Below are 22,145 nucleotides of genomic sequence, written 5' to 3'. Positions count from 1 at the left end.
AAGCGATTAACTAAACGTTTCGTTCAATCAATTTAATACTAGATTCATATAAATAATAGCGCAACCCAAGTTTCAGCCTGCCTCGGCGAGTGCTGCTGCCTCTTCGACATCAACAGCTACCAGCCTTGAGACACCGGGTTCCTGCATCGTCACTCCCATTAAGCGCTCAGCAGATTCCATGGCAATCTTGTTATGCGTAATGTATATGAACTGAACTGTTTCGGACATTTCTTTTACCAGATTAGCATACCGTCCGACATTGGCATCGTCCAGCGGCGCATCGACTTCATCCAGCATGCAGAACGGCGCCGGATTAAGCTGAAAAATGGCAAACACCAGGGATAGGGCCGTCAACGCTTTTTCTCCCCCGGATAACAGGTGAATCGTGCTGTTTTTCTTTCCTGGCGGCCGCGCCATGATGGCCACCCCGGTTTCCAGCAGATCATCCTCCGTCAACGCCAGCCAGGCACTGCCACCCCCGAAGACTCGCGGGAACAGCGCCTGAAACCCCTGATTAACCTGTTCAAACGTTTCCTTGAAACGTATTCGGGTTTCCTGGTCAATACGCCGAATAGCGCGTTCTAGCGTCACTAGCGCCTCGGTCAGTTCGCCATGCTGGGCTTCGAGGTAATCTCGCCTTTCCGCCTGTTGGTCATATTCCTCGATAGCTGCCAGATTAATCGCCCCCAGACGGCGGATTTTGTCTGATGTTGATTCCAGAGCCTGCTGCCAGGCAGGCTCTTCCGCATCAGCGGGAAGTTTGGCAGCGAGCGCTTCTACATCATGACCCAGCTCTGCTAGCTGTTCATCCTGACTGGCCGCTTTGAGCTCCAGCGCCTGAACCTCCAGGCGGCGCTGCTGAAGCTGTTCACGACTCTTTTCAAGGTTACGCTCGTGGGCCTGACGGGCAAGCTCATCATTGCGCAGCTGCTCGGCCAGAGTGCTTGCCTGCTCACGAGTCGCATTGAGACGTTCTTCCTGCTCTTCCCGCTCCCCCAACAGGACTTCTAGCGCTTCGCCAGCCAGTTCATCCGGCTCAATCAGGCTTTCGCGGATTTCTTCCAGCTCGCCAATACGTAATAAAAGGCGCTCATCAGTTTCCTGGCTGCGGGATTGCTGGGCAAGCAGGCTGTCACGCTCGGTTTTTAAACGTTCACGCTCAAGTGCTAAAGATTGCTGGCGCGACTTGAGGGGGGCCTGCTGTTGCTCCATACGCTCACGCTTCTCGCGCTGCGCCTGCAGTTCGGTATTGGCAAGGTCGCGCTGCGTGGCAGCGAGCTCAAGATGTTCCATCGCCTCGTCCCAGCGCGCACGGCTTTCTTCCAGAGAAAGTGCAAGCTCGGCGTCATCTTCCTGAAGACGAGCCAGCTCATCATCCAGCTCGCTTATGCGGCCCTCCAGGTGCTCGACTTGCTGAGCCAGGCTCCTTTCCTTGAGCGCCAGCTGTTGACAATCCTGAGTATGTAAACGCTCACTTTCCGCGTTGGCATCGCGCTGCTGCTCAAGTAACGTAAGCTGTTCGGCGGCCTCGTCCAGACGCTGTTGTGCTTGCTCGAGCGCTTCATTCTGTTCAGCAATTCGCTTTATACACGCTTCCTGGCGCTTGCGAGTAACCAGAAGGGCGTCCACACCCTCTCCGTGTGCCTGTTGACATAGCCACTGCGCCGAACACCAGACGCCGTCGCGGCTCACCAGGCTGTGCCCGGCGGGAAGATCAGACACTGCCCCCGGAATAGCGTCGGCACTCTCAACGCAGTGAATACTGACAAGCCATTCATGCAGGGCTCCAGCGCCTTTTAGCTGAGCCGATAAACGGCCCGGGGGGGATTCGGGGTCTGGCATATCAGCCAACAGGCACCAATCAGCAGGCGGCGCCTGCGGTAGGGCCGCCAGTTTTTCTACTGATACCAGCCGGGCATTCAGCCAGGGCTTGAGCAGCCAGGACGCTACGCCTTCCCAGCCATCAGCGACCTGGATCTGCTCGCCCAGGCGCGGTGCTTCTGCCAGGTCAAGGGCATTGAGCGTAGCATCTATCGCTGGGTCATGGTCCGCCAGCGCCGCATTGATCAAGGCATCCAGAGAAGAACGTTCGCCTTCCAGACGGCTGAGGGCCGCCTGAGCGTTTTCGCGCGCCATGCTGGCATTGCCGAGGGCCTGTTTTGCCTCACTGATACGCTGTTGCCAGTTTTCTCGCTGGTGGGAAAATTGCGCCGTTTTCTGTTCAGCGGCACTCAGTTCCGTCTGAGAGACAACATGAGCCTGGCGAAGCGTCGCAAGATCCTCGATCTCGCCACGCTGCTGGAGACGACGCTGCTGTTCGTCGTGCAGTCGCTGAATGCGTTGTTCAAGATCTCGCACCTGATCCTGGCCACGCTCGGCCTGACGCGAGGCTATACGCCAATTTTCATCGGCGTCTGCACAAGTAATTGTTGCCTGCTCAAGCGCCGGTGATAAATCATTTAACGTCTCTTCAAGCTCGGCCAGTTGCTCTTCCAGCGCATCACACTCCGGCGCCAATACCGCTAAACGCTCTTCAATAGCGGCTAACCGTTCATCATCCGTTCGGCTGACCAGACGTTGCTGCTCCAGATCCCGTCGCGAACTGTCAATATCATTGGCAAGCTGAGCGAGCCGACTACGGCGGTGAGACTGATCCTGCTCCAGACGGGCGATACGAGTGGTGGTGTCATAGAATTGCTGTTGATGACGCTCCAGCACTTCTGCGAGTTGATCATGCTTTTCACGTGCCTGCTCAAGACGATTTTCACATTCACGAACACCAAAGACATCTTTCTCGACGGCAACTTCCAGCTCGCGAACCCGGTGTTCCTGCTGACGCTGCTCAGCACGCAGGGCTCGACCACGCAGTAGGGCAAGTTCGCCTTTCAGGCGGTATTCCTGCTGTTTAAGATCCTGATAGCGGCGTGCCGCTTCTGCTTGACGCTTGAGGCGTTCAAGCTGTTTATCCAACTCTTCACGGATATCATCGAGACGATCCAGGTTTTCCTGGGTGCGGCGCATGCGGTTTTCCGTCTCACGACGCCGCTCCTTGTATTTGGAAATGCCGGCGGCTTCTTCAAGAGTAGCGCGTAATTCTTCCGGGCGGGCTTCAATCAACCGGGAAATCATTCCCTGACCAATAATTGCGTAGGAACGCGGCCCCAGGCCAGTGCCCATGAAGAGGTCGGCAATATCGCGGCGACGACACTTCTGGCCGTTGAAGTAATAGCTGGACTGGCCATCCCGGGATACCAGGCGCTTGACGGCAATTTCTGCATATTGGGCATAGACACCGCCAAGGCTACCGTCACGGTTATCGAATTTGAGTTCAATGGCAGCCTGGCCGACCGGCTTACGGGCACTGGAGCCATTGAAAATCACATCTGCCATGGACTCACCCCGCAAGGTCTTGGCAGAAGACTCCCCCATGACCCAGCGCACAGCGTCAATAATATTCGATTTCCCACAGCCGTTAGGCCCGACGATGGCCGTCATATTGCCATCGAAAGGAACATTGACGGGGTCAACAAAAGATTTGAACCCTGTCAGGCGAATAGACGTCAGGCGCATGAGGCTATAAACAGCAGGTTGTTATTCAAAGACACTATCAATCAGAACATTGACAGCTTCAGTGTCGTTCACAGGACCCACAGACACGTTATCAAGGGTACCAAAAAGATCTCCCGGCTGAGGCGTTGCTTGCCCTGAGGGTGAAACTCTCACCATCAGGCGTGCTTCATTGACCTCATCAAGGCTTGCCTCCGGTGACATGGCGTTGCTGGCATCCAGCACAAAGGTGGCTGGCAGATCAGATACCTGAGCCTGAGCAATGGCTAATGGAGGCATTTCGCCGGCCAGATCCCTTGCAGTAACAAATACCGTTGCCTGAGGCGATACCCGATCCGTCAGCGCCTCATCCAGAGAGACGTCAACACGTATCCCGGGGCCTTGAGTTTCATCCATCGGCTGGCCGATGGGGGCTTCATCAGGATCAACGCCCAGACGTTGCTGAGCCACCCGAATGCCTTCAAGTAATGAGTCGGCGGTATCGGGATCTTCGATATTGGCCATAGCGCGCCGCCAGCGGTCGATCGCGGTTTCATACTCCCCGGCATCAAAGGCGTGAATCCCCAACAGCCCCAATACGGTAGGTTGTCTAGGGTCCTGTTCGAGGGTTTCATCCACCAGCCCCTGTACTTCCGGTGTCAGCTCTCGCCCTTCCATAAAGAAACGTAGTTGCGCCAACTGGGCAAGCAGGGGAGCGTCGCGCCCTTCAATGGCGATCAGGCGTTCAAGGGCATCAACCGCTTTCTCCGCCTGACCTGTCTGGCGATAAAGCGGAAAAAGCTCTGACCAGACATTGGGATTGTCTGGCTGCAACACAGCCTGCTCTTCCAGGCGATCCAGGTACATGGCAAGAGAGCCTTCCGGATCATTCTGCACTTCACGTTGTGTCTGGAGCAGGACCAGGTCACCCTCTGCCCCATGAAACTGATACCAGACCACGCTGGCGCCCAGGACGACAAGCAATACCAGCGGGACGACAAAACGACCGGAGGTATAGGTTTTCAGAGGGCGGCGCTTTACTGTGGTGGTGTCTTCGAGCAGGCTACGCTCCAGCTCCAGACGGTCCTCCGCAAAGCGTTCCTCGTCGATATCTCCACGCTCTTTTGCTGCTTCCAATGACGCCAGGCGCCGCTTGTAGATCGCAACATTCTGCTCTGCTGTGGTGTCGTTGGCTTCATAATCACGCTGGGCATCGTGCAGGGCGCGTGCCTGACGCAACGGAAGTATCAACAACCAGATAGCCGGTAATAACAAGACAGCAAAGGCAATCCACAGCGATGTCATGAAGATTTCTCACGGTTGATAAGTTCATTCAGGCGGGCCTGTTCTTCAGCGCTCAATGAGGTCGCTGATGCATTGCGTCGTGCACGTACAATGAGGATGACAAGCAAGCCTCCGCCGACGACGAGAGCAACCGGTATTCCCCAGAGCAGATAGGTACGGTTTTCCAGGCGCGGATTGTAGAGAATATAGTCACCAAAGCGGGCGACCATGTGGTTGGTAATCTCGATATCCGACTGGCCATCCTGCAGCAGGCGGTAGACGCGCTCACGCATGTCAGCCGAGATAGGCGCATCCGAGTCATCAATCGCCTGATTTTCACATAACGGACAACGCATTGATGCGGTCAGATCTTTGTAGCGTTCCTCCATGACCGGGTCATCGAACTCACGCAGCTCTATGCCCGCGGCCAGGACGCTGACGCTCAGCATCAACCCCACCAGGGCGGTTATCCATTTCGTTATCGCCATTTTTCCACCTCCGGAAGCAGGGTATTGCGTACATCCTCCGGCGAAATATAGCCGGTATGGTGATAGCGAATAACGCCCTGCGCATCGACCAGAAACGTCTCTGGCGCGCCGTACACGCCCAGATCAAACCCCAGATCGCCCTCAGGATCAAAGATATTGACCTCAAAGGGGTCACCAAATTCGTCGAGGAATTCACGCCCTTTCTCACGAGTATCGCGGTAGTTGATGCCCACCATGCGAATACCCCGGTCGGCCAGATCCAGCAGCTGAGGCATTTCCTGTTTGCAGGCAGGGCACCATTCTCCCCATACGTTGACCAGCGTGATATCACCGGTCAGCAGGGACTGATCCACCTGGCGCTCAGGGTCTTCCAGCGTCGAGGCTTCGAATGCCGGAAAGTCCCGGGTCATCAAGGCAGAATCCCGGTAGGAAGGATCCTGCCCCAGCCCGTAATAAAAAAACATTGCCAGGCCGATAAACCCTAATAGTGGCAAAAATAATAGGACACGACGGTTCATGCGCCCGACTCCCCGAGGGCTTGCGGTTGAGCAGGCGCGGAGGATGGTGGCTGCGGCTTACCCTGGCGAACCTTGACCCGACGGTAACGCTTGTCCGCTACGGCTACCAGACCACCTGCAGCCATTAACAGGCCACCCAGCCACAGCCAGCGCACCATGGGCTTGAACTGAATGCGCATGGCCCAGCTGCCGTCCCCCAGGTCTTCCCCCATGGCAACATAGAGGTCACGGAAGAAGCCAGGGCGCAGCGCTACCTGGGTCATCGGCATCCCCGTCGCCAGGTAAAGGCGTTTTTCGGGCCGCATGATAAAATTACGTCCGTCACCACGCTGAACATTGATAACCGAGGTATCGGCCAGGAAATTGGCCCCCCGGCGCTCGGTCAGCTCTGTCATGGTGAAGGTATAGCCACCCAGTTCTACACTGGTGCCCGGCGACATGCGTACATTGCGCTCAAGGTTATAGTTGGAAACAACCGCCACACCGACGATGGTCACCGCAACACCCAGATGCCCGAGCACCATGCCCCAGTAGGGATAAGACAGTTTCTTGAGACCTGCCATAAAGGAACTGGCATGGCGCACCTTGTCGACGATATCGCGCAGGATGGGAATCACGATCCAGAGCGCCACTATCATGCCCAGCGCCACCCAGACGTTCCATTCGGGACCGTAAAACACCGGAATCAGGGCGCCGATCACCACGGCTGCCAGAGCAGATAACCACAGGCGCTTGTAAATCTCTTTACCTGGCATACGCTTCCAGCGTGACACCGGCCCCATGCCCATAAAAATACACATGATGACTGTCAGCGGTACAAACAACGCATTGAAATAAGGAGGCCCCACGCTGATCTTGCCCAGGTTCAGGGAATCCAGAATCAGCGGGTAGAGAGTACCCAGCAAGACGGTGACCGTCATGATGACCAGCAAAAGGTTGTTGATCAGCAGCAGCGAATCTCTGGATAACCAGCTGAATCCAACCTGATGGCTGACGCGCGGCGCGCGCAGGGCAAAAATGAACAGGGAGATAGCCACGGTAATGGCCAGCAGCATAAGAATGAAGAAGCCACGCGAAGGGTCATTGGCAAAGGCATGCACCGAGGTCAGCACCCCGGAACGCACCAGAAAGGTTCCCATCAATGACAGCGAGAAGGTGGCAATGGCAAGCAATACCGTCCAGCTTTTGAAAGACCCGCGCTTTTCGGTGACGGCCAGGGAGTGAATCAGCGCCGTGCCCGTCAACCAGGGTAGCAGAGAGGCGTTTTCGACCGGGTCCCAGAACCACCAGCCGCCCCAGCCAAGTTCGTAGTAGGCCCACCAGCTACCCAGGGCAATTCCCACGGTGAGAAACGCCCAGGCCACGTTACACCAGGGGCGCGCCCAGCGCGTCCAGGCTGAATCAAGACGTCCACCCAGCAGGGCGGCAATGGCAAACGCAAATACCACTGAAAATCCGACATAGCCCATGTACAGCATCGGTGGGTGAATAATCAGGCCGAAATCCTGCAAGAGCGGATTAAGGTCAGCGCCGTCCTGCGGAATACCGGGCAGCAGGCGCTCGAATGGGTTTGAGGTCATCAGGATGAATAGCAGGAAGCCCACGCACACCGCCCCCATGACGCCAGTAACACGAGCCACCATGTCACGCGGCAGGTTGCGTGAAAACAGCGCCGCAACAAAACTCCAGCCTGCCAGCATCAGACTCCACAGCAGTACAGAGCCTTCATGGTTACCCCAGACAGCGCTGAACTTGTAGTACCAGGGAAGCAGGGAGTTGGAGTTATTGGCCACATTGGCCACGCTGAAATCATCCAGCATATAGCTTGTTGTCAGGCACGCATACGCAATGCCAATGAACAGAAACTGGCCACCGGCCATCGGAAGGCCATAGGCCATCCACAAGGGTTTACGCATCGTCGCCCCTGCCAGCGGGGCAAGGGTCTGGACAGCGGCCATCAACAAGCCAATCACCAGGGCATAATGGCCAATTTCAGGGATCATTTCAGTGAACATGTTCGCTCCGGTTCAGCACGTTAACGTCTTGATAACTGAACGTCTTGAAAGCAAGGCAAGGCGTCATGACTGGCAAGGCTGACAAAGGCCGCATCAGTAATCGCTCGCTTCGGGGACACCCTGGGCGTCAAGGCGCTTGCCAATTTCTGCTGCTTTTGCCTGATAGTCTGCAGGCTCGTACCCTGCTTCTTTCAGAGCTTCAGCCACTTCAGGCGGCATATAGTTTTCATCGTGCCGGGCGAGTACTTCATCAGCACGGAAGCGTCCATCCGCCTGCAACTGCCCGACCACCACTACCCCCTGACCTTCACGGAACAGGTCAGGCAGGATACCGCTGAAATAGACATCCAGGTCATCCACGTAATCGGTCACCACAAATTCGACGTTCAGGGTCTCGGAATCACGCGCCACCGTGCCTTCCTTGACCATGCCACCGGCACGAATCGTACGCTCCATGGGGGCATTACCCTGAGCTATCTGCACAGGACTGAAAAAAAGGTTGATATTGGCTCTAAGGGCATACAGCGTCAGCCCCACCGCAATGGCGGTTAAGGACACCAGGCCAAGAATCACGAAAAGTTTCTGCTTGCGTTTAGGTGTCATGACGACCCCCCTTGATCGACTGGATAAAGCGTTGCCTGGCTATCGCCTTGCTGTTGGCGTGCCTGTTCTCTTCGCGCACGGCGTTTAAGACCTTCGACCAGCTGACGACGCTCGACGCGTGCATGCCATACCAGCCCCAGGATCAACAACAGCGTGATGGCCCAGGAAGACCAGACGTAAGGTCCATGGCCTCCCATGGCAATAAATTCAGCAAAAGAGTCAAATGCCATTTATTTTGCCCCCTCAACCAGTTCACGCACCCAACGTTTGTTCGACTCACGGCGCAAGATTTCGTTGCGTGTCCGCATCAGGGTCAGAGCAATAAAAAAGCTGTAAAAACCCAGTACCATGATCAGCAGCGGTAACCACATATCCATGGGCATGGCCGGGCGTGACGTAATTGTGAAGGTGGCGGGCTGGTGCAGGGTATACCACCAATCCACCGAGTATTTGATAATTGGGATGTTGATCACACCGACCATGGCAAGTACCGATGCCGCACGGGAGGCGCTGTCACGACTGGTGAAAGCGCCCCTGAGTGCAATCACACCCAGGTAAAGAAACAGCAGGATCAACATGGATGTCAGCCGCGCATCCCACATCCACCAGGTACCCCAGGTAGGAACGCCCCATACAGCGCCGGAAAACAGCGACACAAACGTCATCGCGGCGCCAAGAGGTGCCATAACGGCCGCCGCCATATCAGCGACTTTTATTTTCCAGACCATGAAGACCAACCCGGCCACGGCCATGGAAACAAATATCGACTGGGCCAGGAAAGCCGCGGGCACATGCACATAGATAATCCGGAAACTGTTGCCCTGCTGATAATCCGCAGGCGCGAACAGCAGACCCCAGACGGTTCCGACCACAATCAGACCCGCAGCGGCCACCCAGAACCAGGGTTGCAGTTTTGCACTAATCCGATAAAACCACTTAGGTGACCCAAGCTTATGTATAAAAGACCACATGTTCGCGTGCCCTCAACCGTTAATACTGATTCGCAATGATGCTGCAATTGCCCAGGGTGCCAGCATCAGCGCCACCGCCAGCAGTGCCCCCAGAATGGCCAGATGGGCGGTGACTGGATCACCGGCAATCGCCGCCTGAACAGCACCCGCCCCAAAAATGAGCACCGGAATATAAAGCGGCAGCACCAAAAGGGATAACAGCACACCACCGCGTGCCAGGCCAACCGTCAAGGCCGCGCCTATGGCACCAATCAGGCTGAGTATCGCGCTGCCCAGCGCCAGTGAAACAGCCAGAACCACATAACTCCCCCCGGGAAGCGCTAACATTATACCCAATATCGGCGCCATTAGCGCCAGTGGAAGCCCTGTTAGCAGCCAATGAACCGCGACTTTAGCCAAGGCTAATGCAGATAATGGCTGAGGGGCCAGCAAAAGCTGCTCCAGGCTACCGTCGTCGTAATCACTGCGAAACAGGCTATCCAGTGACAGAAGTGCCGCCAATAAAGCCGCCACCCACAGGAGCCCCGGCGCTATGATCGCCAACAACTCAGGGTCTGGTGAGATACCAATCGGAAACAGCGTAATGACCAGGGCAAAAAACACCAGCGGATTCAGTACTTCTCCACGGCGACGTAGCATTAATACCAGATCGCGCTTGAGTGTTGCCTTGAGGGCCAATAAAAGATTTTCTGACGGTTCTTTCAGATGCGGCTTCAGACCTGGGGCAAGTTTCGCGGTTTCAGGCTGCAACACCACTTTTCTCCTTCATGATTACCCAAGCTGAATACGACGCAAGGCGGGTGAGGATGATAACTCATGGTGGGTCGTAACGATAACGCAGCCGCCCTTATTGGCGTGTGCAACCAATTGCGCTTCAAGTGCAGCTACGCCGTGGCGATCTATGGCAGTGAATGGCTCATCCAGCACCCAGAGAATACGAGGCGTCAGGGTTAATCTGGCTAATGCAATACGGCGTTGCTGACCAGCAGAAAGCTGACCGGCAGGTACATCTTCAAAACCGGCTAACCCGACACTTTCCAGCGCTTCCCAGGCGGCAGCTTCATTATCCCGCTGGCCGTCCAGCGCCTGGTACCAGGCCAGATTTTCAAGTGCACTTAATCCGGTCTTAACGCCTGGTGAGTGACCCAGATACAAAAGATTGGCCAGGAAATGTTCACGCACATGGCGCATGACCTCACCATTCCAGATCAGCTCACCATGGTAGTCAGTCAACTGCCCGGAAAGAATTTTTAATAAAGTGGTTTTGCCGCTGCCGTTTGGCCCTTCGATCCGGACAACTTCACCGCTGCAAATATCCACATCAAGGCCCTTGAAGAGCCAGCGTTCATCTCTCTCGCAGGCAAGGTGGCGGGCTTGCAGGGACAGACTCAAGGCGCGCTCCAGACACAATTAATTATGTAACAAACTTTACACGGAAAGCGTCTATCCCGCCAGTCACCCACTGCGGCGCCGGGTCGCAGTAACACGGGCAACTGCACCCTGACAGCCAGATATAACGGCTGCTGGAACTGTATAGAAAACCATGTATACTGAAAGTACTGTATAGAAAGACATGTCATTTAAGCATGACCGTAGACTGATCGCCTGCTTATGTCCATCGCCCTGATGCTGGAGACTATCAATGAGCGCCACGACTGCCATTTCCGTTGACCATGCCCCCTCTTCTTCTCACCATGTGAACCGAGGATGGACCAGAGGCAGGGAATCAGCACTTTCCTGCACTGCAAATACCACACGACGACACACCACTTATGCTGTCAGAGTGCGCGGTGATCGCATGCAGGATTGCGACCTGCATGATGGAGATGTCATCATCATCCGTCGCAGTCAGACGGGCGCCGCCGAGGAAACTGTCAGCGCAGAAATCAATCATCAGCCGATCAAGCTACAACACCTGAGTATTGACCGCCATGGCCTCTACCTGCTCGCGCAGGATGACAGCATGCCTGCTATCCACCTGCGCAATCAGGACATTCAGGTACTTAACCTTGTCATGGGAGTTGGACACTGTCTAACGGAGCATTAATGCGTTATCCCGTTCCCGCGCTGGAAGCGAATAGTTGGCATAGCCATCAAATCGACATTGAAAAAAGTCAGTTCATTGCCTGGCTGGCACATACGCCTTCTCCGGATGCTCTGCACTCCCTGGTAGCGGCCGCAAAAGCCGCTCACCCCAACGCCAGCCATCACTGCAGCGCCTTTGTTGCCGGCCCTCCAGGCGAGCAGACGGCCATCGGCTTTTCTGATGATGGTGAACCGGGTGGCACGGCGGGTCGCCCCATGTTCCAGGTATTGAACGGCAGTGGTATCGGTGAGATAGGTTGCGTGGTGATCCGTTATTTTGGTGGCATCAAGCTGGGAACGGGCGGGCTGGCCCGAGCCTACGCCCAGGCGGTCAGCCAGGCGCTTGACGGCATTCACACCCGTGAAATCATTGAGTGCGACACGCTAACCTTACGGTTAAGCTTTGCCCAAGAGGCTGATGTCCGCGCCTGGTGCACTGAAAATGCCCTGCCCGTTCTCAGCGCTGACTATGATGGCGACGGCGTCAGACTGGCCCTCGGTTGGCCACGCGACAGATCCCTTGACCTCAGCCCCCTGGAAAACCGTCTCAAAAGCACAGTCGTCATCGACACTTCCCAAACTGCCTCACCATAGCGGGCAAAAAAATACGGCATATGCAATCTCTGCACATACCGTATTTCAATTGTCCTGAAGCAAAACGTTCACGCTACCAGGGTGTAAGACCTTCTACTCCAATGACTTTTACCCCAGGTACTTGATCATCACGCCAGCGGCAACCGCAGAACCAATCACGCCGGCCACGTTGGGCCCCATGGCGTGCATCAGCAGGAAGTTATGAGGGTTGGACTCAAGCCCAACCTTGTTGGCGACTCGGGCTGCCATCGGAACAGCCGACACACCTGCCGCCCCGATCAAGGGGTTGATCGGCATCCGGCTCACCAGATTCATCAGCTTGGCCATCAGGACCCCCGCTGATGTCCCGATGGCAAATGCCACCATTCCCAGACCCAGAATACCCAGGGTTTCTACCGACAGGAAACTTTCTGCCATTAACTTGGAACCAACTGAAAGTCCCAATACGATCGTCACTATGTTGATCAATGCGTTCTGGGCCGTATCGGCAAGGCGCTCTACTACGCCGCACTCGCGCATCAGATTGCCAAAACAGAACATTCCCAGCAGCGGTGCCGCATCTGGCAGAAAGAGTGCCACCAGCACCAATAGCATCAGCGGGAAGACAATTTTTTCCAGTTTTGACACAGGACGCAGCTGCGTCATGGTGATCTCACGTTCTTTTTGCGAGGTTAAAAGGCGCATGATCGGCGGCTGAATCAAGGGCACCAGAGCCATGTAGGCATAGGCAGCAACCGCAATGGCCCCCAACAATTCAGGCGCCAGTACGCTGGCCACATAGATGGAGGTTGGCCCATCAGCCCCGCCAATAATACCGATAGCTGCCGCCTGATTGAGCGAAAAGTCCATGATGCCCATTGAGCTAAGCGCTACGGCACCAAACAGAGTAGCGAAAATACCAAATTGGGCAGCAGCCCCCAGAAACAGGGTACGCGGATTGGCGAGCAGCGGCCCGAAGTCGGTCATCGCCCCTACGCCCATGAAAATCAGCAAAGGTGCAATACCGGAGGCAATGGCCACGCTATAAAAGCTGTAAAGCATGCCATCGCTGTACCCAACGTTGGTGGCGATATCTCTGGCAGCACGCAGTGCCTCTGCTGATGTATCGCCATAAGCGACACTTTTCAGCACTTCACGCCAACTTTCAACATCATCCAGTGGGTTGAGAACCACCCCCAGGGCCTGTGCGAGCTGCTGCAAGACCGCTGGCTTGGCAACGTCAATAGCCTGGTCAAGCGCTGAAATGGCCAGGCCCGCTTCAGGAATATTGGCCAATATGCCGCCGAAACCAATGGGTACCAGTAGCAGAGGCTCAAACTTCTTATGGATTGCCATATAAAGCAACAGGAGCCCAACCACAATCATCGCCGCCTGACCCAGCTCAAGGTTATAAAGCCCTGAGCCTTCCCATAACGTGATTAACTTATCCATAGTACGAAAACCTCTTAGAGTTCGATCAGTGCATCGCCAACGGAGACACTATCGCCCTCACTGACTTTCACGGCGGATACCGTACCGCCACTCGAGGCACGCACTTCGGTTTCCATTTTCATGGCTTCAAGAATGATGACCACATCACCCGCTGCCACGACGTCACCCGGCCTGACATTGACTTTGAAGATATTACCGGCCAGCGGTGCGTTAATAGCCTCGCCACTGGGGGCAGGCGATGCCGCTGATGAAGGCGCTTCACTTTGCTGCTGAACGTCAGCGATCTCGCCACCCTCAGCCACCTCTACCACATAGGCTTTACCATTCAGCTTGACAGTATAGGTTTCAGGTTCATGCGAAACTGCCGGTGTTTCAACCACCTGGGTTTTAGCAGGCACACCTGGACCCTTGCTATCCTGTGCCTGCGGCACAGGCTCAAAGGCATCCGGATTATCTCGATTTTTCAGAAACTTGAGGCCAATCTGGGGGAAAAGCGCATAGGTCAGCACGTCGTCTACCTGACGCTCACCCTCTGCCAGGCGAATGTCTTCTGCCTTGGCTTTTTCCTCAAGCTCCGCTTTCAGCTTGTCCATTTCTGGCTGGAGATTATCGGCCGGACGACAGGTAATCGGCTCGCCGCCCTCAAGAACACGTTTTTGCAGTTCGTCGTTAAAAGGCGCCGGGGCAGCCCCATACTCACCTTTTAAAAGTGCCTGAACTTCCTTGGAAATGGATTTGTAGCGTTCGCCCATCATCACGTTCATCACCGCCTGGGTCCCCACAATCTGAGAGGTTGGCGTCACCAGAGGAATGAAGCCCAGATCTTCACGCACGCGGGGAATTTCATTCAGCACATCATCAAGCCTGTCGCCCGCGCCCTGTTCCTTCAACTGACCTTCCATATTGGTCAACATGCCACCCGGCACCTGAGCCACCAATATCCGCGAATCAATACCTTTCAGAGAGCCTTCAAACGCCGCGTACTTCTTGCGCACTTCACGGAAGTAACCCGCAATGTCTTCAAGCAGCTCAAGGTCAAGGCCGGTATCTCGGTCAGTCTCCTTGAGCATGGCCACTACAGATTCGGTTGGGCTATGGCCATAGGTCATTGACATCGACGAAATGGCGGTATCGACGTTATCGATACCGGCTTCCATTGCCTTGAGAATCGTCGATGTTGAAAGCCCTGTCGTGGCGTGACACTGCATATGCACCGGTATCGACAGTTCCTGCTTCAGGCGGGTGACCAGATCAAACGCTGTGTAAGGCGTCAACAGCCCGGCCATATCCTTGATAGCAAGGGAATCTGCCCCCATATCGGCGATGGTCCTGGCCAGATCCACCCAGCTATCCAGAGTATGTACCGGGCTTACCGTGTATGAAATGGTACCCTGAGCATGCCCCTCGACGTTACGTACTGCCTTGATGGCACGTTCAAGATTGCGTGGATCATTCATCGCGTCAAATACGCGAAAGACATCGACACCATTCGTCTTGGCGCGCTCGACAAAGCGGTCCACGACGTCATCTGCATAATGGCGATACCCCAGAATATTCTGCCCCCGCAACAGCATCTGCTGTGGCGTGTTGGGCATCGCTTCTTTCAGGGCGCGAATCCGCTCCCACGGGTCTTCGCCAAGATAGCGTATACAGGCGTCAAAGGTGGCGCCGCCCCAGGACTCCAGCGACCAGAAACCTACCCGGTCAAGCTTTTCTGCAATCGGCAGCATGTCATCCAGGCGCATCCGGGTGGCAAAAAGCGACTGGTGGGCGTCGCGCAGCACGACATCAGTAATACCCAAAGGGCGCTTCGTCTCTTTCATGACGTTTTCTCGCATTGGCAAGTGAATCAGTAGAAATGGATCGTAAGAGGGGGGTATTGGACAACCCGTTGCCGCATCCGCCCGAGCTTAGCCGGAGGCGCTTGTCTGGCGCCCATCATGTAATTAATTTACGTAGCTTAGCAAGCAAACAATACCCGCCTTTCTCTAGCGCCCCTTATGGCGACGATAACGATGCACAGCAGCGCTGATAACCGCCATGGCTTCATCGTTTTGCCCGACAGCAGCAGGCTTGGCCTTTGGCGTGTTCTGTAAGGGCGAATTGACAGTGGCAGGCTGAAAGCGCCTGATCACAATCGACATCAGCGTTACAGTGATTACCAGAATTGTAAGGAAAACAAATACAAACCCCATGCCTAGCCCCATCAGGGCGAGGCCTTCCGTCAGTAAGTCATTATCTTGCATCAGAGTCACTCCTCGTCTCAAGCCTTATTGACCAGCAAAAAGAGGTGAAGCCATGAATGGCGCAATAAAAATGGTACACTAAACTGCCATACTCAGATTCGAATGCAATGGCGCCATAGTGGAAGTCAACGTTGTTAATTTACTACATAAAGGCAGAATAGGCCTAGCCCCAATGGAAGGTGTCATTGATGCTCTGACACGTGATCTCCTGACCCGCGAAGCCGGATTTGACTGGACGGTTACCGAATTTGTACGTGTCATTGATGCTCGCCTGCCTCCCCGTGTGTTCTACAAGCACTGCCCGGAGCTCCTGCAATCATTAAAACAGTCACCCGTGGCAACACCTAGCGGCGTCCCTGTACATTTGCAGCTGCTTGGCTCAGACCCGCTGACACTTGCTGCTAACGCGCGTCAAGCACGTGAACTGGGAGCGCTGAGCATTGACATGAATTTTGGCTGCCCTGCCAAACTTGTCAACCGCCACGATGGTGGCGCGGCCCTGTTACGTGATCCGGAAAGGGTTTTCGATGCTGTCCGCGCGGTGGCTGATGCACTGGATGGCGACATCCCAGTGACAGCCAAGATACGACTGGGCTTTTCCAACCGCCTTCAAGCCGTTGCGTGCGCCCAGGCCGCACAGGCGGGAGGTGCTTCCCAGTTGGTAGTTCATGGCCGCACACGGGATGAAGGCTACCGCCCTCCCGCCCACTGGGAGTGGATTGGCCGAATACGCCAGCACATCAAGATTCCCGTCGTGGCGAACGGCGATATATGGACACTGGAAGATTACTGGAAGGCACGCACTCTGTCAGGCTGCGATGATGTCATGCTTGGCCGTGCCGCTCTTGCCGACCCCTGGCTGGCTCCACGCATTCGTCACTGGCAAGCTACCGGTCAGCGCCTGCCGGAAACCACATGGCGGATGCGCGCCGAGACTCTCTGCACCTACGCAGACTTACAATGCCAGAAACTGCCTGAAAAAGTAGTTACCTCTTTGGTCAAACAATGGCTGGCACAGATGCGCCAGGGCAACGCTGAGGCAAATGCGCACTTCCAACATCTCAAGCGCATCACTCGACTTGACGATCTGCTGCAGGCTCTTGCAAGCAGTGAAGTCTCTGAAAGAAAACCGCATAAAGCCCTGATTCAAACACCGGATATAACGACCCATGTATAAAAAAAGCGCCCTGACGCCGATAGGCGAGAGGGCGCTACACGATCGCAGGATCAGCCGCGAGCGACAGCTGATCCAGCTACAGGAAAACGTTAACCGGGCGATTCGATATCCAGACAGGATCGCAAAAGGGCAAGAAGTACTTCTATGAACAATACAATCAGAAAACCCGCTTTCAACAGAAAGCGGGTTATGAATCTGGCGCGCCCGGGAGGATTCGAACCTCCGACCCTCTGATTCGTAGTCAGATACTCTATCCAGCTGAGCTACGGGCGCTTAACAAAACGTTCAGGTGTATAAACTCGATAAGTTCAGGATCTAAAGCTGGAATGGCGCGCCCGGGAGGATTCGAACCTCCGACCCTCTGATTCGTAGTCAGATACTCTATCCAGCTGAGCTACGGGCGCATATTGATCCAGACCGAACTGTGCCATATGGCGGAGAGAGAGGGATTCGAACCCTCGATAGGGCTACAAACCCTATACTCCCTTAGCAGGGGAGCGCCTTCAGCCACTCGGCCACCTCTCCTTAACGGCACGGCGCGAATATTACCGATTTTGCTGTGTCTTGTCCAGGCTTATGACACTTTTTTTCAGTTATCATGCGAGAGTGGACGTAAACTTCGCCGCCGACAAGACCACTACCGCCTTACCCAATGAAGACACGTTGCGTGTTCTCATACGACCCCGCCCACTCAGCTTTACAACGCCGTTCCATACCAGTGCTGCACAATAGCATGTCACAACTACTTCCAATCCTGCGAATAAGTCAGAATCAACCTATTCATCGTTCGCATCAACGGAACGTTCACGCTGGATGCGCTGGTATATTTCTTCACGATGGACAGAAACATCCTTCGGCGCATTCACACCGATTCTTACCTGATTACCTTTAACACCCAGCACGGTTACTGTGATGTCATCACCAATCATAAGGGTTTCGCCGACTCGGCGGGTCAAGATGAGCATGGCTGATCTCCTTCTCAGACGTTCTTGTATGCAACGGGGTATCCACCAGCGAAATACGAAACCCTATACGGGCATGACACGATATTTCACTTTTGGTACAACAAATATAACACATCAAGCCCGCAATGAAAGAAAGCTCAATACCTTACAGTAATGAGCTTTCTGTCAACTGATCATTCAGCCGTGCCTGTTCACTCGGATTCAATATCAGACTTGCTCAAGCCAAAAGCCTCGTGAAGTGCCTGCACTGCCAGTTCCATATGTTTTTCGTCAATGACAACAGAAATCTTGATTTCCGACGTTGAGACCATGCGAATGTTGACGTTTTCATCAGCCAACACGCGGAACATCTTGGAAGCGACACCGGCGTGAGAACGCATACCGACTCCCACCAGCGAAACCTTGGCAATATTGTCATCACCACGCAGTTCACCGCCGCCCAGATCAGGCATCACAGTGTCTTCCAGAATACGCTTGGTCGTTTTGTAGTCACCCTTGGCAACGGTAAAGGTAAAGTCAGTATAATCACCCGCAGGCGCCACGTTCTGGACGATCATATCGACTTCAATATTGGCATCCGCAATCGGCCCCAGGATGCGTGAGGCAACGCCTGGCACATCGGGCGTATTCAGAAGGGTCAACTTGGCTTCGTTCTTGGTAAACGCGATACCGGAGATCAGCGGTTCTTCCATGGAGTCCTCGTCTTGGTCAGAGTCTGCAACAATAAGCGTACCAGGGCCGTCTTCAAAGCTCGACAGCACCCGCAGGGGAACGTTGTATTTACCAGCGAATTCTACCGCACGGATCTGCAACACCTTTGAGCCCAGGCTTGCCAGTTCCAGCATTTCTTCAACCGTAATTCTTTCCAGGCGCTGAGCCCTGGAACATACACGCGGATCGGTGGTGTAAACACCATCAACATCCGTATAGATCTGGCACTCATCTGCGCCCAGTGCGGCGGCCAGCGCTACCCCAGTGGTGTCTGAACCACCACGGCCAAGCGTGGTAATATTGCCTTCCTCGTCAACGCCCTGAAAGCCGGCCACGACAACCACTTTGCCATCATCCAGATCTTCGCGCAGGTCATCTGTCTCAATGCGCTGGATTCGCGCCTTGGTATAGGCTTGGTCGGTATGGATACCCACCTGCGCGCCAGTATGCGAAGTAGCTGGCACTTCAAGGCTTTGCAATGCCATGGCGAGCAGGGAAATGGTCACCTGCTCACCGGTCGAGAGCAGCATATCCATTTCGCGCGGCGAGGGATCACTGTTAAGGGCTGTTGCCATGTCAGTCAGGCGATTGGTTTCACCGCTCATTGCCGACACGACCACCACTACCTGATGGCCCTGGTCACGAAAACCTTTTACCTTTTGCGCTACAGCCTTGATGCGCTCGACAGACCCCACCGAGGTACCGCCAAACTTCTGAACGTAAAGTGCCATATAGGTTTTTCCTGTTGCGTTCGGAACTGAAGTATGAAGTATTTAAAAACTTTATAGCCATAACTATAAAGGCCGGTAACATCAATGTCACCGGCCTCTCGGTTAATGGAGCTTGTTGTCCAACCAGCTTGAAACACTCTTCAAGGCCTCGGGCAAGGCATCCGGCTGACTGCCACCTGCCTGTGCCATATCAGCACGACCGCCCCCTTTACCGCCTACCTGGGAAGCGACGTGATTGACCAGTTCACCCGCCTTGATGCTGTCCGTCAGGTCCTGGGTTACACCGACAATCAGGCTGACTTTAGACGCTTGCTTGTCAGCCACACCGAGAACTATAACACCAGAGCCCAGCTTGTTTTTCAGCTGATCCATGACATTGCGCAGCTCCTTACCCGCTACGTTTTCAAGCTGTGTCGCGATCAGTTTCACACCCTGTATATCCTGCGCCTGAGCCAGCATGTCGCTGCCTGCAGCACTTGCCAGCTTGGCATTGAGCTGCTCGAGCTGTTTTTCCAGCTGACGGTTGCGTTCAAGCAGAGCGTCTACCCGCGCCTCCACCTGCTCCGGTTTGACCTTGAGGCGCTCACCCACAGACTGAACGCGCGCTTCCTGTTGATAGAAATAATTGAGCGCGTTCTCGCCGGTAATCGCTTCAATACGCCGTACCCCTGAGGCAATGCCCGCCTCAGACACCAGGTGACAACAACCGATATCACCGCTTCGTGCCACATGGGTGCCGCCACACAATTCAATCGAGAAATCATCGGCGCCAATGGTAAGCACGCGCACATTATCTGCATACTTGGCTTCAAACAGCGCTGCAGCACCTTTGGCCTTGGCTTCGTCCAGCGTCATCTGTTCGGTTTTGGTGGGTGCATTGGCCAAAATCTGCTCATTCACCAATCGTTCGACTTCCCTGAGCTCTTCCGTTGTCATCGGCTCAAAATGGCTGAAGTCAAAACGCAGCCGCTCAGCGGTTACCAACGAGCCTTTCTGCTGCACGTGGTCACCCAGCACCATACGCAAGGCCTTGTGCAGCAGGTGGGTGGCCGAGTGGTTTCGTACAGTAGCCGCCCGCAACGATGCATCCACCTGGGGATGAACCTGGCTGCCCACATTAAGCGAACCTTCCACCATCACACCATGATGAAGGTGATGGCCGCTCTGTTTCTGGGTATCCGTCACTTGAAAACGCCCGCTGGCAAAGTGCAGATAGCCGGTATCGCCCACCTGACCGCCCGACTCGCCGTAGAAAGGCGTCCGCTCAAGCACGACGATGCCTTTTTGCCCAGCGTCAAGCGATGCCATTTCGTTACCCTGATGATCAACAAGCGCCGTCACCCGGGTGTCGTCTTCCAGCTGATCATAGCCACTAAAAATGGTTTCACCGTCAAGCGCCACTGTGGCGCTGTAGTCAGCTCCAAACTGGCTGGCAGCACGGGCACGCTCACGCTGGGCGTTCAGCTCATGCTGAAAGCCTTCCTCATCCAGACTAACGCCCCGTTCTCGACACACATCAGCCGTCAGGTCATAGGGGAAACCATAGGTGTCATACAGCTTGAACACGGTCGCACCAGGGAGCACCTTACCGTCCAGCTCATCCAGCGCGGCTTCCAACAACCCCATGCCGTGGTCCAGCGTGCGTGCAAACTGCTCTTCTTCCTTGAGCAGAATACGCGCAATCTGGGCTTTTGCCTCTCGCAGCTCCGGGTAGGCATCGCCCATTTCCACATCCAGTGCTTCCACCAGAGTGTGGAAGAAGGGTTCGTTTGCCCCCAACTTGTGACCATGACGCACCGCGCGACGGATAATCCGACGCAACACATAGCCACGCCCTTCGTTTGAAGGCAACACGCCATCGGCAATCAGAAACGCACAGGAGCGGATATGATCAGCAATTACACGCAGCGATGGTGTCGAGATGTCGGCGTGACCCGTTGCCTGTGCCGAGGCCTTGAGCAGATTCTGAAAAAGATCAATGTCGTAGTTGGAGTGCACGCCCTGCATGACCGCCGCTACCCGCTCAAGCCCCATGCCGGTATCAATCGAAGGCTTGGGAAGCGGGTTCATATTGCCTGCCGCATCCCGGTCAAACTGCATGAACACCAGATTCCATATTTCGATATAGCGATCACCATCTTCTTCCGGGCTTCCCGGCGGGCCACCCCACACTTCTGGCCCATGGTCATAGAAGATTTCTGAGCTTGGTCCGCAAGGGCCCGTATCACCCATCTGCCAGAAGTTATCTTCATCCAGCTTGGAAAAGCGCTCGGGGTCTATGCCAATCTCGTCCTTCCAGATTTTTTCTGCTTCGTCATCACTGATATGCACCGTCACCCAGAGCTTTTCCTTCGGCAGCCCTAATGTCTGGGTCAGAAAGTTCCAGGCAAAGCTGATGGCATCGCGCTTGAAGTAGTCGCCAAAGCTGAAATTGCCGAGCATCTCGAAAAACGTATGATGTCGCGCAGTATAGCCAACGTTATCCAGGTCGTTATGCTTACCGCCCGCCCGAACACAACGCTGGGCGGAAACGGCGCGGACATAGGGACGCGGATCGCGCCCCAGGAAGACATCCTTGAATGGCACCATGCCGGCGTTGGTAAACAGCAAGGTCGGATCATTGCCCGGCACCAGTGAGCTGGACGCTACCGGCGTATGCCCGTGATGTTCAAAATAATCAAGAAAGGCCTGTCTGATGGCTGCGCTTTTCATAGGGTATCCGTTAACGAGATGGCGTCATGCCCCAGGGCGATCTAACCGCTACCCAAAGGGGTCGCAAA

General features: G+C 55.0%; 19 protein-coding genes and 3 tRNA genes. 3 read left to right on the top strand and 19 right to left on the bottom strand.

Features of this window, described 5'->3' with window-relative positions:
- Positions 1–72 precede the first annotated feature (72 nt).
- The 10 genes from smc to ccmA form a co-directional block, all read right to left on the bottom strand.
- Positions 73–3,570 carry a chromosome segregation protein SMC gene (smc, locus tag LL947_RS02820; RefSeq protein ID WP_499833878.1) on the bottom strand — a complete coding sequence of 1,166 codons (3,498 nt, stop codon included), beginning with the start codon at positions 3,568–3,570 and terminating at the stop codon, positions 73–75.
- Positions 3,571–3,591: 21 nt separating this feature from the next.
- A complete protein-coding gene (gene ccmI, locus LL947_RS02815; RefSeq protein ID WP_499833877.1) occupies positions 3,592–4,851 on the bottom strand; it encodes a c-type cytochrome biogenesis protein CcmI in 1,260 nt (419 codons plus the stop codon).
- Entirely contained in the window at positions 4,848–5,318 is a 471-nt protein-coding gene (locus tag LL947_RS02810) for a cytochrome c-type biogenesis protein (protein WP_290821296.1), read from the bottom strand. Before LL947_RS02810 ends, ccmI begins: the two co-directional genes overlap by 4 nt.
- Positions 5,309–5,836 (bottom strand): DsbE family thiol:disulfide interchange protein, encoded by a 528-nt coding sequence (locus LL947_RS02805; protein ID WP_290821294.1) that lies wholly within the window; start codon positions 5,834–5,836, stop codon positions 5,309–5,311. Before LL947_RS02805 ends, LL947_RS02810 begins: the two co-directional genes overlap by 10 nt.
- Complete coding sequence (locus tag LL947_RS02800) at positions 5,833–7,851, bottom strand: heme lyase CcmF/NrfE family subunit (protein WP_499833876.1); 2,019 nt, start codon at positions 7,849–7,851, stop codon at positions 5,833–5,835. The genes LL947_RS02805 and LL947_RS02800 overlap by 4 nt, the downstream gene beginning before the upstream one ends.
- A 93-nt stretch (positions 7,852–7,944) precedes the next feature.
- A complete protein-coding gene (gene ccmE, locus LL947_RS02795) occupies positions 7,945–8,454 on the bottom strand; it encodes a cytochrome c maturation protein CcmE (RefSeq protein WP_404416134.1) in 510 nt (169 codons plus the stop codon).
- A complete protein-coding gene (gene ccmD, locus LL947_RS02790) occupies positions 8,451–8,684 on the bottom strand; it encodes a heme exporter protein CcmD (RefSeq protein ID WP_404416132.1) in 234 nt (77 codons plus the stop codon). The genes ccmE and ccmD overlap by 4 nt, the downstream gene beginning before the upstream one ends.
- On the bottom strand, positions 8,685–9,425 hold the full coding sequence (locus LL947_RS02785; RefSeq protein WP_290821288.1) for a heme ABC transporter permease: 741 nt from the start codon (positions 9,423–9,425) through the stop codon (positions 8,685–8,687). It lies immediately after the preceding gene.
- Between the two features lie 12 nt (positions 9,426–9,437).
- Positions 9,438–10,142: a heme exporter protein CcmB gene (gene ccmB, locus LL947_RS02780; RefSeq protein ID WP_290821328.1), complete on the bottom strand. Its 705-nt coding sequence runs from the start codon at positions 10,140–10,142 to the stop codon at positions 9,438–9,440.
- 54 nt (positions 10,143–10,196) lie between these two features.
- Positions 10,197–10,817 carry a cytochrome c biogenesis heme-transporting ATPase CcmA gene (gene ccmA, locus LL947_RS02775; RefSeq protein WP_290821286.1) on the bottom strand — a complete coding sequence of 207 codons (621 nt, stop codon included), beginning with the start codon at positions 10,815–10,817 and terminating at the stop codon, positions 10,197–10,199.
- A 250-nt stretch (positions 10,818–11,067) separates the two neighbouring features.
- Between ccmA and LL947_RS02770 the strand changes: the two genes are divergently transcribed.
- Both LL947_RS02770 and LL947_RS02765 read left to right on the top strand, forming a co-directional pair.
- Positions 11,068–11,472: a LexA family protein gene (locus tag LL947_RS02770; protein WP_499833875.1), complete on the top strand. Its 405-nt coding sequence runs from the start codon at positions 11,068–11,070 to the stop codon at positions 11,470–11,472.
- On the top strand, positions 11,472–12,104 hold the full coding sequence (locus LL947_RS02765; RefSeq protein ID WP_290821282.1) for an IMPACT family protein: 633 nt from the start codon (positions 11,472–11,474) through the stop codon (positions 12,102–12,104). Before LL947_RS02770 ends, LL947_RS02765 begins: the two co-directional genes overlap by 1 nt.
- 108 nt (positions 12,105–12,212) lie before the next feature.
- Here the strand turns inward: LL947_RS02765 and LL947_RS02760 are convergent, their stop codons facing one another.
- The 3 genes from LL947_RS02760 to LL947_RS02750 form a co-directional block, all read right to left on the bottom strand.
- Entirely contained in the window at positions 12,213–13,535 is a 1,323-nt protein-coding gene (locus tag LL947_RS02760; RefSeq protein ID WP_499833874.1) for a sodium ion-translocating decarboxylase subunit beta, read from the bottom strand.
- Between the two features lie 14 nt (positions 13,536–13,549).
- Positions 13,550–15,358 (bottom strand): sodium-extruding oxaloacetate decarboxylase subunit alpha, encoded by a 1,809-nt coding sequence (oadA, locus tag LL947_RS02755; RefSeq protein WP_404416124.1) that lies wholly within the window; start codon positions 15,356–15,358, stop codon positions 13,550–13,552.
- 165 nt (positions 15,359–15,523) lie between these two features.
- Positions 15,524–15,781 carry an OadG family protein gene (locus tag LL947_RS02750; protein ID WP_404416121.1) on the bottom strand — a complete coding sequence of 86 codons (258 nt, stop codon included), beginning with the start codon at positions 15,779–15,781 and terminating at the stop codon, positions 15,524–15,526.
- Positions 15,782–15,953: 172 nt separating this feature from the next.
- Between LL947_RS02750 and LL947_RS02745 the strand changes: the two genes are divergently transcribed.
- Positions 15,954–16,958 carry a tRNA dihydrouridine synthase gene (locus LL947_RS02745; RefSeq protein ID WP_404416119.1) on the top strand — a complete coding sequence of 335 codons (1,005 nt, stop codon included), beginning with the start codon at positions 15,954–15,956 and terminating at the stop codon, positions 16,956–16,958.
- Between the two features lie 196 nt (positions 16,959–17,154).
- Here LL947_RS02745 and LL947_RS02740 read toward each other — a convergent pair.
- From LL947_RS02740 to alaS, 6 genes are all read right to left on the bottom strand, one after another.
- Positions 17,155–17,231 (bottom strand) — tRNA-Arg (locus LL947_RS02740).
- A gap of 54 nt (positions 17,232–17,285) precedes the next feature.
- Positions 17,286–17,362: transfer RNA gene (locus LL947_RS02735), tRNA-Arg, on the bottom strand.
- A 28-nt stretch (positions 17,363–17,390) separates the two neighbouring features.
- A tRNA-Ser gene (locus LL947_RS02730) sits at positions 17,391–17,483 on the bottom strand.
- Between the two features lie 251 nt (positions 17,484–17,734).
- Positions 17,735–17,923 carry a carbon storage regulator CsrA gene (gene csrA, locus LL947_RS02725; protein ID WP_290821271.1) on the bottom strand — a complete coding sequence of 63 codons (189 nt, stop codon included), beginning with the start codon at positions 17,921–17,923 and terminating at the stop codon, positions 17,735–17,737.
- Positions 17,924–18,114: 191 nt separating this feature from the next.
- Positions 18,115–19,365 carry an aspartate kinase gene (locus LL947_RS02720; protein ID WP_404416115.1) on the bottom strand — a complete coding sequence of 417 codons (1,251 nt, stop codon included), beginning with the start codon at positions 19,363–19,365 and terminating at the stop codon, positions 18,115–18,117.
- A 102-nt stretch (positions 19,366–19,467) separates the two neighbouring features.
- Positions 19,468–22,077 carry an alanine--tRNA ligase gene (alaS, locus tag LL947_RS02715; protein ID WP_404416112.1) on the bottom strand — a complete coding sequence of 870 codons (2,610 nt, stop codon included), beginning with the start codon at positions 22,075–22,077 and terminating at the stop codon, positions 19,468–19,470.
- Positions 22,078–22,145 lie beyond the last annotated feature (68 nt).

The organism is Halomonas sp. BLK-85, assembly GCF_044792155.1.
GTDB lineage: Bacteria > Pseudomonadota > Gammaproteobacteria > Pseudomonadales > Halomonadaceae > Vreelandella.
The sequence above is the reverse complement of the archived record's forward strand: the minus strand, read 5'-3'. Positions and strand labels throughout refer to the sequence as shown.